Below are 15,843 nucleotides of genomic sequence, written 5' to 3' on the forward strand. Positions count from 1 at the left end.
GGTCCGCCACCGGGACCGGGCCCGGACGGCGGTGGCGGGCCTGACCGTCACCGCGCTGGCGGTGCTGGTCACCGCGCTGCCCGGGAGCGGGCTGCCCGCCGCGCTGGGCCCCGCCCCGGCGCTGGGGCTCGGGGTGCTCACCGGCTCGGCGGTCAGGTCCCTGCCCCCGGCGCGCGCCGCCGCCGTCGCGGGCGCCGGGCTGTCGCTGGTCGCCGTCCAGTTCGCGGTCCGTCCGGCGTCGGCGGTCGGCCCCTACGCCGCGGTGGTCCTGCTGGCCGCCTGCGGGACCGGACTGTCGCTGCGGGGCCTCGACCGCCGGGCGCGGGCGGCGACTGAACGGGTCCGCCGGGCCGAGCGGCTGGAGCTGGCCCGGGAACTGCACGACGTGGTGGCCCACCACCTCACCGGGATGCTGATCCAGGCGCAGGCCGCCCAGGTGGTCGCCCGGCGCGACCCGGAGGGCGTACCGGACTCGCTCACCGGGATCGAGACGGCCGGGCAGGACGCCATGGCCGCGATGCGCCGGGTGGTCGGGCTGCTGCGCGAGGACGACGACGCGGCGCCCTTCTCCCCCTGGGCCGGAGACGCTGGACGCGCTCGTCGGACGCTTCGGCCGCCAGGGCCCCCGGGTGCGGTTGCGCGCCCCCGACGACGGCGCGGGGTGGCCGCCGGAGGTGACCAGCACCGTGTACCGCGTCGTCCGGGAGGCCCTGACGAACGTCCGTCGGCACGCCCGGCACGCGCGGTCCGTGGAGGTCACCGTCCGCCGCGAGGGCGCCGCCGTCACCGTGGAGGTCGCCGACGACGCCCCGCCGGATCCCGCGCGCGTCCCGCACCGGGGGTACGGTCTGGTCGGCATGCGCGAGCGTGTCGAGGCGCTCGGCGGCTCGCTGGACGCCGGGCCCCGGCCCGGCACCGGCTGGTCGGTGCGGGCCCGCCTGCCCCTGCCGACCGCGGAGCCCCGATGACCGTCACCGTCCTGATCGCCGACGACCAGGCGATGATCCGCCGCGGGCTGCGGCTGATCCTGGAGGACCAGGACGACCTCACCGTCGTCGGGGAGGCCCGGGACGGGGTGGAGGCCGTGGAGCTGGCGCGGCGGCTGCGGCCCGACGTGTGTCTGGTGGACATCCGGATGCCCCGGCTCGACGGCATCGAGGTCACCCGGGCGCTGGCCGGTCCGGGGGTGGCCGACCCGGCGCGGGTCGTGGTGGTCACCACCTTCGACCTGGACGAGTACGTGTACGGGGCGCTGCGCGGCGGCGCGGCGGGCTTCGTCCTCAAGGACGCCGGGCCCGCCCTGCTGGTCGAGGCGGTCCGCGCCGCCCACAACGGCGAGGCGCTGGTCTCCCCCTCGGTCACCCTCCGGCTGCTGAGGCACCTCAACGGGACGGGGGCGCCACCGCCCGCCCGCGCCGCCCGGCGGTCACCGCTGTCGGCACGCGAACTGGACGTGGTCCGGGCGGTGGCGCGCGGACGCACCAACCAGGAGGTCGCGGCCGAGCTGTTCATCTCGCTCAGCACGGTCAAGGGCCATCTGTCGGGGATCCAGGGCAAGCTCGGGGTGCGCAACCGGACCGAGATCGCCGTCTGGGCCTGGGAGAACCACCTGATGGGCGACGTCCGGGGGTAGGGCCCGCCACGGCCGGACGCGGGGCGGCCACGGGGCACCTCTGACACGTGCCACCGCTCCCCCGGGGCGGACCGGCCGAAAGGACCGGCCGTGGCGTCGGAACCGGACGAACGGCCGGTGCCGGTCGTCCTCCGCCGGTTCCAGGATGACGGCATGTCATCCACGCACTCCCCTCCCGCGATCCACGCGGAGGGCCTGACGAAGACCTACGGCCGCCGTGGCCGCCGCCCCTCGCTGAGCGGGGTGGACCTCTCCGTCCCCCCGGGCCGCGTCGTCGGGCTGGTGGGCCCGAACGGGGCGGGCAAGTCCACGCTGCTGCACCTGATCAGCGGGCTGATCCAGCCGACCGGCGGTTCCCTGACCGTGCTGGGCTCGCGCCCGGCGGCGGACGCGGCCCATCTGGCCCGGGTCGGGTTCGTCGCGCAGAACACCCCGGTGTACGGCTCGCTCACCGTCGCCGAGCACCTGCGGCTCGGCGCGAAGCTGAACCCGGGCTGGGACGCGGCCCTCGCCGAGCGGCGGGTACGACGGGTGGGGCTGAGCCCCGAGCAGCGGGCGGGACGGCTCTCGGGCGGTCAGCGGGCGCAGCTGGCGCTGACCGTCGCCGCCGCCAAGCGCCCCGAGCTGCTGGTCTTCGACGAGCCCGCGGCGGCCCTGGACCCACTGGCCCGCCGGGGCTTCCTGGACAGTCTGATGGAGTTCGTCCACGAGCTGGGCGCGGGCGCGGTCCTCTCCTCGCATCTGCTCGGCGACATCGAGCGGGTCTGCGACCACCTGGTCGTCCTGTGCGACGCGCGGGCCCAGATCACCGGGGACACCGGGGACCTGCTGGCCGGGCACGCCCGGCTGGCCGTCCCGCGCGGCGCCCCCGTCCGGCTGCCCGCCGGGGTGGAGACGGTCTCCGTCGAACACGGCGCCACCCACGACGACGTGGTCGTCCGTACCGGCGCCGGGGCGGCCCTCCCCCACCGGACCGAACCGCTCACCGTCGAACGGCTCGTCCTCGCCTACATGTCCCGCGCCGGGGCCGGGGCCGGAAGGGACCCCGGGGACGCGTCGGTCAGGGGTCGCGACGGGGAGCGGGGGTACGGACGGTGATCTGGCTCAACTGGCGCCAGTTCCGCGGCCAGGCGCTGTTCGGCGCCCTCGCGCTGGCCGTCGTCGCCGGGTACCTGCTGTACCTCGGCGCGGACATCCGGGACGCGCACGACGTCTACCGGGCGCGGTGCCGGGACGAGGCCGACTGCGCCGGGGCCCGCGAACGGTTCCGGGGCGCGTACCAGAACACGCTGCTGTTCGTCGCGGCCGGGCTGGCGCTGCTCCCCGCCCTGCTCGGCACCTTCTGGGGCGCGCCCCTGGTCGCCAGGGAGCTGGAGAACGGCACCCACCGGCTGGTGTGGAACCAGAGCGTCACCCGGCGGCGGTGGCTGCTGGGCAAGGTGCTGCTGGTGGGGTCGGCGGCGGTGGGGCTGACGGGTGCGGTGGTGGCCCTGCTGAGCTGGGCGGCCCGGCCCTTCGACGCGGTGGTCGGGGAGCGGTTCGACACCTTCGTGTTCGGTGCGCGCGGGGTCGTCCCGGTGGGGTACGCGGCGCTGGCCGTCGCCCTCGGCACGGTCGTCGGGCTGCTGCTGCGCAGGACCCTGCCCGCGATGGCGGTGACCCTCGTCGGCTTCGTGGCGTTCCAGTTCTTCTTCCCCAACGTGGTGCGGCCGGAGCTGCTGCCGCCGGAGCGAGCCTCGCTGCCGATGACGGCCGAGGCCGTCAACGCGGCGCGGAACCTCGGGGGGATCACCGGGGATCCGGTCATCGGCGGGGTGCGGATCCCGGGCGAGCCGGACGCGTGGATCGCCGGGACGAGCCCGCTGCGCACCGCGGACGGCTCGACCGTCTCCTCCGCCGTCTTCGACCGCTGTCTCGACAGCCCGCCGAAGACGGGGGCGGACGGCACCTTCGGCGACGCGGCGGTGTGCCTCGCCGGGCACGACCTCCACGTCGACGTCCGCTACCACCCCGGTGACCGCTACTGGACGTTCCAGTGGCTGGAGACCTCGGTCTATCTGGCGGCGAGCGGGCTGCTGATCGCGTTCGGCGGCCGGCGGATCCGGCGCCGGGCGGACTGAGCGACCGGGTGACGGCGGAACGGTGGCCCCGCCGTCCCGCCGTCCCCCGGGTCGCGGCGGGGCCGCGCCGTCCGTTCACCGGGACGGTGCCCGGAGATCCGGCGGAGGGGCCGGACCGCCCGGTTCCGGGCGGTCCGGCCCTCGACGTCGCACACCGCCGGCTGTCGGCCGCCGTCCCGTCCCGTGCGACCCGGCTCCGCCGCCGTCCCGTGCCGGACGGCCGGTCAGCGCGGGTCGGCGGACCCCCGCGAGCGCGCGGCGGCGCTCCCGGCCGCCGCGCCTTTGGCGAGGGCCCGGTAGTCCCGGTCCGCGTAGAGGAGCGGTCCCCGGAAGCCGTCGGCCGGTGACCGGCGGACACCGGTCACTTCGGCGACCACCAGGACGTGGTCGGCGACCTCCACGCGACGGACCGCGCGGCACGCCAGGGCGGCGGCGGCCCCTTCCAGTTCCGGCCCGCCGCCGTCGGGGGACGGCCGGTGGCGCACCCCCGCGAACCCCTCGGCACCGGGGTCGCGGCGCCGGGTGAAGCGGTCCGCGAGGGCGTGCTGCCCCTCGGCCAGGACGTTGACGGTGAACCGGCCGGTCCGCCGGACGAGGTCCTCGGTGCGACCGCCCCGTTTGAGGGAGATCAGCACGGTGGGCGGATCGAGCGACACCGAGACCAGGGAGTTGAGGGTCGTGCCGTGCGGGCCCCCGGGGCCGGGGACGGTGACCACCGCGACGCCCGTCGCCCACCGCCGCATGGCCTCGCGGAACTCGTCGGACCCCGCTCCGGCGCCGGGCGCGTCCGGCCCGGACGGGCACCGGGCGGTCACCACGCGGGGGCCAGCGGCGCGGGAGCGGCCAGGGCGGGGAAGTGCGGGACGACCTCTTCGGCGAGCTGGGCCACCACCTCCGGCGCGGGGCGCCGTCCGTGCTGGACACCGAGCGCGGCGTGGTTGACCCCCGCCTCCTTCCAGCGGCCGAGCAGTTCCAGGAGCCCCCGGGTACCCGTGCGCAGGACGAAGCCGCCGCGCAACGGGGTCGGCGGGTGGCCGGGATCCTCGTGCAGGTCGATCCACTCGTTGGTCGCGACCGGACGGAACCCGCCGCCGGGGACCAGTTCCCGCCAGGCGCCGATCCGGGCGCCGAGCGCCCGGGGGCCGTCCGGGGTGGCGGTGGCCCCGGGGTAGACCAGCCAGCCGTCGGCGTGCTCCGCGATCCAGTGCGGGGACTGCTGGGAGGAGCCGGTGACCAGGAGGGGTATCCGGCCGTGCGTCGGCTTCGGCAGCAGCCCGGCCGTGCCGGGCCGGTCCTCGGCCAGCAGCTCCCGGAAGGAGCCGACCGCCTCCCGGTAGCGGGCGCCGCGCTCGCCGTGGTCCAGTCCGTACGCGGGGAACTCGACCGGGCGGTCGCCGGACGCCGCGCCGAGCACCAGCCGGCCACCGCTGAGGTGGTCGACCGAGGCCGCCTGCTTGGCCAGGTCGATGGGGTGCCGCAGCGGGAGGATCACACTGCCGGACGCCAGGGCGATCCGGGAGGTGTGGGCCGCGAGCCAGGTCAGGGCGGTCCACGGGTCGTACACCTGCCCCACGTCGCCGAAGCCCGGGTCGGCCAGGGGCACGTCCCGTACCCAGACCCCGGCGAACCCGCCGTCCTCGGCCCGGCGGACGACCTCCGTCTGGCCGCGCATCCCCGCCATGGAGCCCGCGTAGGGCCACAGGGGCAGGAAGAGCCCCACGGTCAGTTCCCCCGGCGCGAACATCCGGGCGTGTCCGGGGTGGCCCGCCCAGGAGGGGGCCGGTGCTGTCGCTGTCATCGTCAATCCGTCCATCACTCTGGTTGGAACGTTCGATCCAGAGCATACGACAGCTCTGGATCGAACGTTCCAACCAGTAGACTCGCGGTCATGGCAGCCACCGCACCCGACCGTCCGTCCGACACCGACACCCGCCGCCGGATCATCCGGGCCACCGCCGCGCTCCTCCAGCGCCAGGGGTACGAGAGCACCTCGGTCAAGCGCATCGCGGGCGCGGCCCAGGCGTCGCCCAGCTCGGTCTACCACTTCTTCCCCGGGGGCAAGGAGGAACTGGCGATCGAGGCGATGCGGCACGGCGCGCGCGAGTTCGGCGACCTGCTCGCCCGGGGGCTCGCCTCGGCGGCGGATCCGGCCGAGGCCACGGCCGCCTGCGCCCTGCTGCTGGCGGAGGACCTCAGACGGTCCGACTGGAACGACGGCTGCCCGGTCGCCGTCACCGCCCTGGAGACCGTCGGCCGCGTCCCCGGCCTCCAGGAGGCCGCGACCGGGGCGCTCACCGGATGGCAGGACCTCGTCACGGCCAGGCTGACGGAGAGCGGCATCGCGCCGGACGCGGCCCGCCCCCTCGCCAGGACGGTCATCAGCATGCTGGAGGGCGCGGAACTCCTCAGCCGGGTGACCGCCGACGACACCCCGCTGCGCGACGCGGCCGTCCACCTCGCCCAGTTGGTCCGGGCGGCGCCGACGGCCTGACCGCCCCACCCGACGGGACGGCCCCCGCGTCGTGGGACACGGGGGCCGTCGGCCTCGGCGGGCGTTCTCAGTGGGCGTTGTCGGTGGGACGGATGCCGCGCGGGATCCACGCCCAGACGGTGGCGGCGGCGGCCAGGGCCAGCACCGCGCCGATGGCGAACGCGGGGGTCATGCCCTGGGTGAAGGCACGGCCGACCTGGTCGAGCAGGGAGGCGCCCTCCGCGCCGCCCAGTTCCTGGGCCGCGTAGGCGCCCTCGCCCACCGAGCCGCGCGCGGCGCCCGGCACCCAGTCCGGCAGATTGCCCTGGTAGAGGGCGGCGGCCAGGGACCCCAGGGAGGCGACGCCGAGCGCGGCGCCGAGTTCGTAGCAGGTCTCCTCGATCGCGGCGGCCCCGCTGACGTGCTCGGCCGGGGTGGCCGCCATCAGGGTGACCGAGGCGACCGTCATCGCCAGCCCCGCGCCGAGGCCGATCAGCGCGAGGGCCAGCGCCATCACCGGGTACCCGAGGCGGCCGTCGGCGTCCTGGACCGCCCAGGGCAGGGCGAGGCCCGCCGCCATCAGGACCAGACCCGAGCCGATGAGGTGCCGCACGGGCAGCGCCCGCATCAGCGACGGGGCGACCAGCGAGACCACGACGAGGGCGAGCGGCGCGGGCAGCACCCGCACCCCCGCCTGGAGCGGCGAGTAGCCGAGGGCGTACTGGAACCACTGGGTGAGCAGGAACAGCACGGCGCCGAGCGCGACCATGCCCAGCAGCAGGGCGGTGGCCGACACGGCGAAGGCGCGGTCGGCGAACAGCCGGACCTGGAGGAGGGGGTTCGCCAGCCGCAGCTGCCGGCGGACGAACAGGGTGAGCACCACGGCGGCGAACGCCAGCAGCAGCCACGGTCCGGTCTCGGTGAACCCGCTCTTGCCGAGCTGCTTGACGCCCGCGGCCAGCGCGACCATACCGGCGATGGACTGGGCGACCCCGGTCCAGTCCCAGCGTCCGGCGCGCGGCGCGTACGACTCGGGCAGCAGCCAGGCGGCGAGGCCGATGACGACGAGCGCGATCGGGATGTTGAGCAGGAACGCCGACTCCCAGCCGTGGTCCTCCACCAGGAGTCCGCCCACCACCGGCCCCAGGGCCATGCCACCGCCCATGACGGCCGACCAGACGGCGTACGCGAAGGCGCGCTCGCGGGCGTCGGTGAAGACGTGCCGCAGGATCGACAGCGTGGCGGGCATGATCGCCGCGCCGCCGACGCCGAGCAGCGCGCGGGCGGCGATCACCTGCCACGCCTCGGTCGCGAACACCGCGCCCAGCGAGGCCAGGGCGAACAGCGCGAACCCGCCGAGGAGCAGCCGCTTGCGGCCCCACCGGTCGCCCAGCGCACCGGCGGTCACCAGCAGTCCGGACAGGGCGAGCGCGTAGGCGTCGATGATCCACAGCTGCTCCACCGCACCCGGTCGCAGATCGGCGACGAGGGAGGGGAAGGCGACGTTGAGGATCGTGGTGTCCATGGCGATCAGCAGCAGGCTGCCGGAGAGGATCGCGAGGACGAGCCAGCGGCGCGCGTGGACACCGTCCGCGGCCGGGGGCGCGGCGAGGGACACGGCAGGGCGGGACATGGAGGGCTCCAAACCAAGCTTGAGAGGTTCCCATTCAGAATGAGACATCAGCGTATCATTTCGAACTGGGATCTCTCTTCTCGCGTCCCTCGCCCGTCACTCCGGGCGGCTGAAGCGGTGGGCCGCCCAGAGCAGGGCCGCCACGCCGACGGCCAGCAGGAGGCCGCCTTCCAGGAACGGGGAGGGCTGCCGTCCGAACCATTCCGGTCCCGTGCCCCCGGCCTGCTCCGGCACCCGGAGCGCGATGCAGCGGCGGAGCAGGTCCACCCCGTGGGCGAGCGGGTTGACGGCGGCCAGCGCATGGGCCCAGCCCGGCAGGCTCTGGAGCGGGAAGAAGCCCCCGGAGAGGAACAGCAGCGGCATCATCACCAGGCCGAGCAGGGTGTGGAACGCCTCGGGCCGGTCGAGGCTCACGGCCAGCGCCAGGGACAGGGCCGTGATGGCGAAGGAGGCCAGGACCATGCCCACCAGGAGCAGTGCCAGCAGGAGCGGGTCGTAGGGCAGCCCGACCACCCCCGCCAGACAGAGCAGCACGGCGCCCTGGGCGGCGGCGACCGCGGTGCCCCCGGCACAGCTGCCCAGGAGCAGGGTGGAGCGGCGGACCGGCGCCATCAGGAGTTCCCGCAGATAGCCGCTCTGCCGGTCGGTGATCAGCCGGATGCCGACCATGATGGCGGGCGCCTGGACGGTCATCATCAGCATGCCGGGGAAGAGGTACGTCTGGTAGCCGACGCCCAGGGAGGAGTCCGGGATCAGCGCGGCCAGGCCCCCGCCCAGGACGAAGAGGTAGAGCACCGGCTGGATCAGCGTCAGGGCGGTGTGCATGGGCTGGGCGACCAGCCTCAGCAGATCCCGGTGGACCAGGGCGTGGACCGCGCGCAGCTCGTGCCGGAGCCGGGCCAGTGGTTCACGGGCCGGGGCCGGGGAGTCGCCCGGGGCACACGGGCCGCCCGGGTCGGAGGCGTCCTGGGCCCGGACGGTCGGCGTGGTCATCGGTCCTCCCCGGTGGCCGTGACGGGCTCTTCCGCCGCCGCGCGGTCCACGACGGGTCCTTCCGCGGCCGTCCGGTCCGTGGTGGCCGCGCCCGTCCCCGTGCGGTCCGTGGCGGCCGGGGCGGTCCGGTCCGTGACCGTGCGGGACGGGACGGGGGCGGCCGGGGTCCGGCCGGGGCGCGCGGTGTGGATGCTGCGGCCCGTGTGACGGAAGAAGACGTCGTCGAGCGTCGGCGGGGCGGCGGAGGCGGAGTGCACGGCGATCCCGTGGGCTTCGAGCGCCGCGCACAGCCGGGGGATCCGGGCGCTGCCGTCGGGCATCCGCAGGCCCACCCCGTCGGCGTCCACGGTGACGACGGCGTCCGGGGGCGCGATCCGCCGGACGACCTCGCGCGCCGCGCCGTCGTCACCGGTGCGCAGGGTCACCCGGTCGTCCCCGATCGCGGCCTTCAGCGCGGCGGGCGTGCCCCGGGCCACCAGCCGTCCCTCGTCGATGATGGCGAGGCGGTCGCAGTTCTCCGCCTCCTCCAGGTAGTGGGTGGTGACGAAGAGCGTGCTGCCGTGCCGCTCGCCCAGGGCGCGCAGGTGTTCCCAGATCTGGGCCCGGGCGTGGGGGTCGAGTCCGGTGGTCGGCTCGTCGAGGAAGAGCACCCGGGGCGCGTTCAGCAGCCCACGGGCGAGTTCCAGACGGCGGCGCATGCCGCCGGACAGGGTCCGCACCGGAGAGCGCCGCCGGTCGGCCAGATCGACCAGGTCGAGCGCCTCGGCGACGCGCGACCGGACCAGACGGCGGCGCGTGCCGTGGAGGCGCGCGTGGACGCGCAGGTTCTGTTCGACCGTCAGATCCGGGTCCAGGGCGGTGTGCTGGAAGATCATTCCGACCCGGCGGCGGACCTGTTCGGGCTGGGTGAGCACATCGGCGCCCGCCACCACGGCCCGTCCGGCGGTGGGGCGGGCCAGGGCGCACAGCAGGGCGATCGTGGTGGACTTCCCGGCGCCGTTGGGGCCGAGGAAGGCGAAGGTCTCGCCCTGGCGCACGTCCAGGTCCAGGCCGCGCACGGCGTGGACGGCGCCCCGTGGGCCCGGATAGCTCTTGGCCAGGCCCCGGGTGCTGACGGCGTACACCGGGTCGGCGGCGCGGGGGGCGTCCGGGTCTTCGGGGACGGGCGCCGGACGGGCGGCGCGGTCCGGGGCGTGGGCACCGGTGGGTGGCTGCATCTGGGTCCTCGTCTGCGGGCCCTCGCCGGGCGTGCGGGGTGGGAGCGACGGACGGTGCGGAGCGCGGTGGCGGCGGGGCCGCCCGGGAGCGGTGGCGGCACCGCTCGGGGTGGTCGGCCGCTCCGGCCGGTGGCTGCCCGGGACAGCCACCGGCCGGAGGGCCTGGTCCGCTAGGCGCAGCTGATGCCGATGCAGACGGTGTTGAGGAGGGTCAGCAGCCCGACGCACTGACACGTCGCCGCGAACGAGGCTCCCTCGTTGACGACCGGCTCGGTCTCCGGGAGGGCGTGCAGCTGGGCCAGCAGCTCCAGGGCCTGGTTGTTCTCCATGGTCTTTCTCCTTCTCCACGAGGCGGCGGCAGGTTCCCTGCCGCTCAACCCGGACGCTGGACCAGCCAGTGCCGGGGGTCTGTGTGGCGTACCCGCAGGAGGAACGCCAGGATTCCGGCGGAGCCGTCGCTCCAGCCCGTCGAGACGTCCCCGTACTCGTTGGGGAAGACGACGTGGCCGTGGCGGCGGGCCCCTTCGGCGACGATCAGCCGGGCCAGGTCTCCCGCCCGGGCGCGGTGGGCGGGGTCCCCCGTGGCCTCGGCCAGGTCCAGGAGGAAGTCGCCGTTGCCCGCGAGTCCGTGGCACTGGGTGAGGGCGGCGCGGGAGGCGCGCTCCACGACGGCGGGCGCGGCGGCGCGGGCGAGGTCCCCGAACCGTTCGTCGCCGGTGGCCCGCCAGAGCCGGACCAGGAAGGACCCGATGCCCGCCGAGCCGTGGCACCAGTACGGGGCGGTGGGCACGTCCCCGGTCTGGGCGGGCCAGTGCGCGGCCCCGCCCACCCGTACGGCGTGGGCCACCAGGTGCTCGCCCGCGGCCACGGCCAGGTCGAGGTGCTCCGGGCGCCGGGAGACGGCCGCGGCGGCGAGGAGGAAGCAGCCGATGCCGGACGTTCCGTGCGCGAAGCCCAGATAGCGTTTGCCCGCCTCCGTGGCGACGGCTTCCGCGGGGACCGGCCAGCTCACTCCGGACGGTTCGGGCCGGGCGGCGGCGGCCAGCCGGTCGGCCGCGTCGGCGACGATCCCGGCGAGGCGCGGGTCCCCGGTGCGGTGCCACAGATGGGCGGCGGCGAGTCCGCTCCCGGCGACGCCGTGGGTGATGTCGTGGCTGAGCGTCCGCTCCTGCGGGGCGAGGGCCACGGCCAGCGCGTGGTCCGTCAGCACGCGGTCGTCGACGGCGCGTCCGGCCTCGTACAGGGCCCAGGCGGTGCCCCGGCCGCCGAAGTGCAGACCGGGACGGACGGACCGGGTGCCGGTGCGGGTCGCGATCCAGTGGCCCGCGACGGAGATCGGTTCCGGGAGCCGTGGATCGCCGGTCAGCTCGTAGTACCGCGTCAGTACGGCCAGGACTCCGGCCGCGCCCTGCTGCACGGTGCAGGGGTCGGTCTCCCCGGCGGTGGTGGAGACGGGCCACAGCCGCCGGTCGTCCTCCGGGGTGATCGAGTCGAGGAGGTGGTCCACGATCCCGGCCACCACGGCGTCGGTCCCGGCGTCCGCCGGGAAGTCGGCCACGGCTCCGGCTCCGGCTCCGGCTCCGGCTCCGGCTCCGGCTCCGGCTCCGGCTCCGGCTCCGGCTCCGGCTCCGGCTCCGGCTCCGGCTCCGGCTCCGGCTCCGGCGGAAGCGTACGGGGCGGTGTCCGGGGCATGGCTCCCGGTCCGCCCGGCGGCGGGGTGCCGGGGCGGCGCCGGGTCGGCGGCGCGCAGGGCCTCCCGGGCCCGGACCGGGTCCCAGCGCTCGGCCGGGTCGTCCCTCGTCAGCCCGAGGATCACCTCAGGCAGACCGTCCGGCAGCCGGAGCGGACCGGCGCAGGCGGTCAGCCACGCGGCGAAGCGCCGCTCCACGGGCCGGGTGGCGGGCTCCTCGGGCAGCAGCTGGGGCACCTTGCCGAGCAGGACGAAGCAGAGGGTGGCGCCGAGGCTGTAGTAGTCGGCCGTCGGGGAGACGGGCGCGTCCACCAGCCGCTCGGGGGCGCTGAAGCCGGGGGTGCCCACCCGGGTGGGCAGCGGGACGTCGTCCGCCAGGACGGCCAGTTCCAGGTCGATGAGGCGCAGTTCGCCGTCCGGGCGGACCATGACGTTGGCGGGGGTGAGGTCCCGCAGCACACAGCCCCGGGCGTGGGCCGCCGCGACCAGGTCGACCAGCCGCCGGACCTGGTCCAGCGCCTCGGCGCGGTAGCGCTCGTGCCCGACGTCGCGGAACCGCTCGGCGACCCAGGTGCGCAGGGGGACGCCCGGCACCTCCTCCTGGGCCAGGAACAGGTGTCCGCCGTGCTCGAACGTCCCGAGGGACTCCGGCGCCAGCCCCGTCCCGGTGAGCTTCTCCAGGGTGCGGGCCTCGGCGCGCAGCCAGTCGCGGACGTCGCCGCCGGACGCGTCGGCCTCCACGTGCGGCCGGGCCTCCTTGATCACCACGGGTGCGCCGGTGGTGACGTCGGTCCCCCGGTAGACCCCGCCCTTGTTGGTGTGCCGGATCGCCTCCCGCACCGAGAAGCGTCCGCCGAGCACCACCGGACCGGGAGCCGCCTCCGTGGCCCGCGGCGGGACCGGCACCGAGGCGGGGAAGGGGCTGACCGCCCAGGGGGGCGGGTCGTACCGTCCGGTGCGCTTGTCCTCCACCTGGTTGCCGTCGGGGTCCTCGATGAACCACACCAGCAGGCCCTCGTCCGACAGCCGCCGTCTGCCGACGAAGGCCCCGTAGCGGTAGTGCACCAGACTCTGCGCGGCGTACGGCTGGTCGGACAGGATCCGGGGGCCGGTCAGTCCTTCGGTGGCCCCGTGCAGTTCCCGGGCGATCCGGGCCGCGTCGGCGTCGGACGACGGGTAGACGGTGAGGAACTTGCCCGAGCTGCCCCTCGGTGTGGCCCGGGAGTTGAGCGCGCTGACCTGTTCGAGCGAACGGGCGAACTTGAACCCCGACTCCTCCCTCAGCAGCACTTCCAGGGCCTTGGCGAGGACCGTGGGCGCGGAGGCGGCGGTCGCCGACACGTGCAGCTTCCAGCCCTGCTCGCGCCGCGCTCCGGACCGGGAGGTCAGACGGCACCACATCGTGTCGGTGTCGACCGTCCAGCGCGCTCCGGTGTCCGTCTCCCGCAATGCCCGGCCGAGGATGTCTTCGAGGTCGGCTTCAGTCGCTTGGCTCGTCATACGTGTGCCTCTCAACGGCGAGGACCGCTGGCGGAATGTGCCCGTTCACATGAACGTAACAAAAGGCCGCCCGCCGGCAATAGTTGAAGAGGAGAGCGCATTGCGTCTTTCCCCGGGCGGTCGGCGCTCACCGGCGCGGGAAGGAACGTGAGGGCGCGAAAAACACCAACCACAGGCAATTCCGTACGTCCGGCCAATGGCGTGCTTTCCGCGCATCAGGGGAACACGGGGACGCCCGGTTGACGCTTCCCATCCCCTACGGAGCCTTCAGCATCCGGTCTGACCAGGGACTTCACGGAAGCCCAACAACTCGCCGCCCGTCAGCCCGCCCTCCGGCCCCCGACAGGAACGCGCACCGTCGCCACCCCACCGCCGGACGCCCCACCCCGGGAGTTCGAACAACGGGACGGGGAAATCCTGAACCATCCGACGGCAAAGGGAATCCCCGAGAAAGCATTTCCATCGAACATCTTCTCTTTGCGCACGCCGGACCAATTCGCCCCGCCTTCACGGAAGAAGAGGAAGCACGGCCTCACCCGACGACACGCGTCCCGCACGGGAGATCACCGACGGATCCGGCGCGGGACGGAGAGAACGGACCGGCGAAACCGCCCCGGTCGGCCCGGCACCGGCCCCCGTCGGCCCGGCGCCGGGCGGTTGATAGCGTCACCGCCGTGACGGAGACGGAGTGGGAAGAGCTGGTCCTGACCCCCGCCGAGCGGGCCGGGACGGCCGGGATCGACGGCGTGACGTTCGTGATGGACTGGACCGGCGAGGAGGAACCGGGCCGGCTCGCCGCGTTCGTGGCCGACCGGGTACGGGCCCTCGGAGGGGATCCGGCGGGCGTCATCGACGCCGGCGCCGTCCACCACCCCACGGCCGGGGCGGGTCCCGCCCCGCGCCGGGGCGACCTCCCGGTCCGTCAGCTCGACCGGTTGTCCGGCGCGCTGGAGGAGATCGGCTACGCGCTCCTGACGCTGGACAGCGGCACCGACGCCTACGAGGTGCTGGTCGCGCTGACCGGTGGGCACGAGCCGACCGGATGGACGCACCGGGGCGTCCCGGTGCGCCGCTGGGGCGCGGAACGCGAGGGGACCCTGGTCAGCCTGGACTGTCCGGGCTGCGCGGACATGCTGGTCTGGGAACTCCCGGCGGGCCGGAGCCTCGCGGACGAACGCTGCGATTGCGGAACCGCGCTGTTCGACGCCACCGGCCTCCCGCTGCCCGGCGTCACCCTCCACGACTGAGCCGGGCCCCACCGGCCCCGGCGCGGCGGACCTACAGGAACGGCGTGTCGGGGTCCAGCCCCGACAGCACCCTGCCGTACAGCTCCAGATTGGCGGCGGGGTTGACGTACGAGTGCACGGTCAGGGCGTTCAGGTCCCGCACGATCCGCTGGATCGGCACCTCCCGGCGCAGGGCCGAGGCGCCCGACGCGGACCCGACCAGGTCCGCGGCCTCCTTGCACGACCGGATCAGATAGCCGCAGCACGCCCTGGCCCAGGCCCGCTCCTCGGTGGTGTACGGCTCCCCGGACGCCGCCCGGGACTCGATCAGCTCCACCAGGTCGGCGGCGAGCAGCTCGGCGGCGGAGACCTTCATCGTGGCCTCGGCGAACTGGAGGTGCGTCAGCGGGGCCTCGTGCTGACGCTCGTAGTAGGTGTACGTGATGCCCCGGCGGCGGATGGACCCGCCGAACTCCGTCAGGGCCGCCCGGGCCAGACCGAGGCCGCTCGCGGCCGTCCAAGCGCAGAACAGCAGCAGCACCGGCATCCGGTAGAAGGGGTCGGCGCCGTAGTGCCGGGGCGGGAACACCCCGTCCAGCAGCGGCCCCAGCGGCAGGACCCGATGGGCCGGCACGTGGACGTCACGGGCGACGACGGTGTTGCTGCCGCTGCCGGTGAGCCCGGTGACGTCCCAGTCGTCCAGGACCTCCAGCTCGCTCAGGGGGACCGCCGCCCAGAGCTTCTCCGGCGGCCCCTCCCCCGTGTCGGCCAGCGCGGTCAGCAGATGCCAGTCGGCGTCCTGGCAACCGGTCGAGAAGGGGGACGTGCCGCTCACCGTGTAGCCGCCGTCCACCGCGACGGCCTTGGAGCCCGGGACGAGGGTGCCGCCGATCCGGGTGTCGGGACTGGCGAAGAACTCGTCCTGGGCCTCGTCGGGGAAGAGCGCCGCGATGAACGAGCCGCTGGCCTGGATCATCGCCATGTACCCGGCCGACCCGCAGGCGGCGGACACCTCGCTCAGCGCCTCGACCTGGGTCCCCAGCGGGGTCTGGTAACCCCCGTGGCGCCGGGGGACGTTCATCCGGTAGATCCCGGCGCCCGTGAGGGCCTCGACGACCTCGCCCGTCACCCGGCGCCGCCGCTCGGCGCGGGCCGCGTGCGAACGGATCAGCGGATGGAGGGCCCGTACGCGTTCGAGGAGATCGGTCTCCGTACGGGGTGCGGGCGAACCGGTCAAGGGACGGCCTCCGGTCTCGGGTCACGGCAACACGGTCACGGGTCACGGGTCGCGGGAGACTCCTCACCGTGGCCCCGATCCCGGTGGCTGTCAATGCCGCCTCCGTCCCGCCCCGCCCCATCCG

General features: G+C 75.3%; 14 protein-coding genes and 1 pseudogene. 7 read left to right on the top strand and 8 right to left on the bottom strand.

All coding sequences use genetic code 11. From position 1 onward, the window contains the following. Positions 1-409: 409 nt before the first annotated feature. The 5 genes and pseudogenes from ACVWNX_RS00785 to ACVWNX_RS00805 form a co-directional block, all read left to right on the top strand. Positions 410-493: pseudogene (locus tag ACVWNX_RS00785) on the top strand (hypothetical protein); the annotation flags it as partial. 193 nt (positions 494-686) lie between these two features. Continuing rightward, complete coding sequence (locus ACVWNX_RS00790; RefSeq protein WP_454415030.1) at positions 687-968, top strand: sensor histidine kinase; 282 nt, start codon at positions 687-689, stop codon at positions 966-968. Then, positions 965-1,633, top strand: coding sequence for a response regulator (locus ACVWNX_RS00795; protein ID WP_454415031.1), 669 nt, complete (start codon positions 965-967; stop codon positions 1,631-1,633). Before ACVWNX_RS00790 ends, ACVWNX_RS00795 begins: the two co-directional genes overlap by 4 nt. 153 nt (positions 1,634-1,786) lie before the next feature. Next, positions 1,787-2,731 carry an ABC transporter ATP-binding protein gene (locus tag ACVWNX_RS00800; protein WP_454411882.1) on the top strand — a complete coding sequence of 315 codons (945 nt, stop codon included), beginning with the start codon at positions 1,787-1,789 and terminating at the stop codon, positions 2,729-2,731. Beyond that, positions 2,728-3,753: an ABC transporter permease subunit gene (locus ACVWNX_RS00805; protein WP_454411883.1), complete on the top strand. Its 1,026-nt coding sequence runs from the start codon at positions 2,728-2,730 to the stop codon at positions 3,751-3,753. The genes ACVWNX_RS00800 and ACVWNX_RS00805 overlap by 4 nt, the downstream gene beginning before the upstream one ends. Before the next feature lie 224 nt (positions 3,754-3,977). On the opposite strand, the gene ACVWNX_RS00810 is transcribed toward ACVWNX_RS00805, so the two are convergent. Both ACVWNX_RS00810 and ACVWNX_RS00815 read right to left on the bottom strand, forming a co-directional pair. Continuing rightward, on the bottom strand, positions 3,978-4,571 hold the full coding sequence (locus ACVWNX_RS00810; protein ID WP_454411884.1) for a flavin reductase family protein: 594 nt from the start codon (positions 4,569-4,571) through the stop codon (positions 3,978-3,980). Beyond that, on the bottom strand, positions 4,565-5,551 hold the full coding sequence (locus ACVWNX_RS00815; RefSeq protein WP_454411885.1) for an LLM class oxidoreductase: 987 nt from the start codon (positions 5,549-5,551) through the stop codon (positions 4,565-4,567). Before ACVWNX_RS00815 ends, ACVWNX_RS00810 begins: the two co-directional genes overlap by 7 nt. Positions 5,552-5,641: 90 nt before the next feature. On the opposite strand from ACVWNX_RS00815, the gene ACVWNX_RS00820 reads away from it, so the two are divergent. Continuing rightward, positions 5,642-6,244: a TetR/AcrR family transcriptional regulator gene (locus ACVWNX_RS00820; protein WP_454411886.1), complete on the top strand. Its 603-nt coding sequence runs from the start codon at positions 5,642-5,644 to the stop codon at positions 6,242-6,244. Between the two features lie 67 nt (positions 6,245-6,311). Here ACVWNX_RS00820 and ACVWNX_RS00825 read toward each other — a convergent pair whose 3' ends face one another. The 5 genes from ACVWNX_RS00825 to lanL form a co-directional block, all read right to left on the bottom strand. Next, a complete protein-coding gene (locus tag ACVWNX_RS00825; RefSeq protein WP_454411887.1) occupies positions 6,312-7,856 on the bottom strand; it encodes an MFS transporter in 1,545 nt (514 codons plus the stop codon). A 96-nt stretch (positions 7,857-7,952) separates the two neighbouring features. Then, the gene (locus tag ACVWNX_RS00830) at positions 7,953-8,849 is read right to left on the bottom strand and encodes an ABC transporter permease (protein ID WP_454411888.1); all 897 of its coding nucleotides are present in this window, start codon (positions 8,847-8,849) and stop codon (positions 7,953-7,955) included. Next, positions 8,846-10,066 (bottom strand): ABC transporter ATP-binding protein, encoded by a 1,221-nt coding sequence (locus ACVWNX_RS00835; protein ID WP_454411889.1) that lies wholly within the window; start codon positions 10,064-10,066, stop codon positions 8,846-8,848. Before ACVWNX_RS00835 ends, ACVWNX_RS00830 begins: the two co-directional genes overlap by 4 nt. Positions 10,067-10,236: 170 nt before the next feature. After that, positions 10,237-10,395, bottom strand: a complete 159-nt coding sequence (locus ACVWNX_RS00840) for a VenA family class IV lanthipeptide (protein WP_454411890.1) — start codon at positions 10,393-10,395, stop codon at positions 10,237-10,239. A gap of 44 nt (positions 10,396-10,439) precedes the next feature. After that, positions 10,440-13,256, bottom strand: a complete 2,817-nt coding sequence (gene lanL / locus ACVWNX_RS00845) for a class IV lanthionine synthetase LanL (protein ID WP_454411891.1) — start codon at positions 13,254-13,256, stop codon at positions 10,440-10,442. A 674-nt stretch (positions 13,257-13,930) separates the two neighbouring features. Between lanL and ACVWNX_RS00850 the strand changes: the two genes are divergently transcribed. Further along, positions 13,931-14,503 (top strand): hypothetical protein, encoded by a 573-nt coding sequence (locus ACVWNX_RS00850; protein ID WP_454411892.1) that lies wholly within the window; start codon positions 13,931-13,933, stop codon positions 14,501-14,503. A 31-nt stretch (positions 14,504-14,534) separates the two neighbouring features. Here the strand turns inward: ACVWNX_RS00850 and ACVWNX_RS00855 are convergent, their stop codons facing one another. Beyond that, positions 14,535-15,719, bottom strand: coding sequence for an acyl-CoA dehydrogenase family protein (locus ACVWNX_RS00855; protein ID WP_454411893.1), 1,185 nt, complete (start codon positions 15,717-15,719; stop codon positions 14,535-14,537). Positions 15,720-15,843: the final 124 nt, after the last annotated feature.

Source organism: Streptomyces sp. JNUCC 64 (assembly GCF_054484115.1).

Bases quoted from the DNA above. Each gene is read 5' to 3' on its own strand.
- ACVWNX_RS00795 (WP_454415031.1), top strand. From the start codon at position 965: ATGACCGTCACCGTCCTGATCGCCGACGACCAGGCGATGATCCGCCGC.
- ACVWNX_RS00800 (WP_454411882.1), top strand. From the start codon at position 1,787: ATGTCATCCACGCACTCCCCTCCCGCGATCCACGCGGAGGGCCTGACG.
- ACVWNX_RS00815 (WP_454411885.1), bottom strand. From the start codon at position 5,551: ATGACAGCGACAGCACCGGCCCCCTCCTGGGCGGGCCACCCCGGACAC.
- ACVWNX_RS00820 (WP_454411886.1), top strand. From the start codon at position 5,642: ATGGCAGCCACCGCACCCGACCGTCCGTCCGACACCGACACCCGCCGC.
- ACVWNX_RS00825 (WP_454411887.1), bottom strand. From the start codon at position 7,856: ATGTCCCGCCCTGCCGTGTCCCTCGCCGCGCCCCCGGCCGCGGACGGT.
- ACVWNX_RS00830 (WP_454411888.1), bottom strand. From the start codon at position 8,849: ATGACCACGCCGACCGTCCGGGCCCAGGACGCCTCCGACCCGGGCGGC.
- ACVWNX_RS00835 (WP_454411889.1), bottom strand. From the start codon at position 10,066: ATGCAGCCACCCACCGGTGCCCACGCCCCGGACCGCGCCGCCCGTCCG.
- ACVWNX_RS00840 (WP_454411890.1), bottom strand. From the start codon at position 10,395: ATGGAGAACAACCAGGCCCTGGAGCTGCTGGCCCAGCTGCACGCCCTC.
- lanL (WP_454411891.1), bottom strand. From the start codon at position 13,256: ATGACGAGCCAAGCGACTGAAGCCGACCTCGAAGACATCCTCGGCCGG.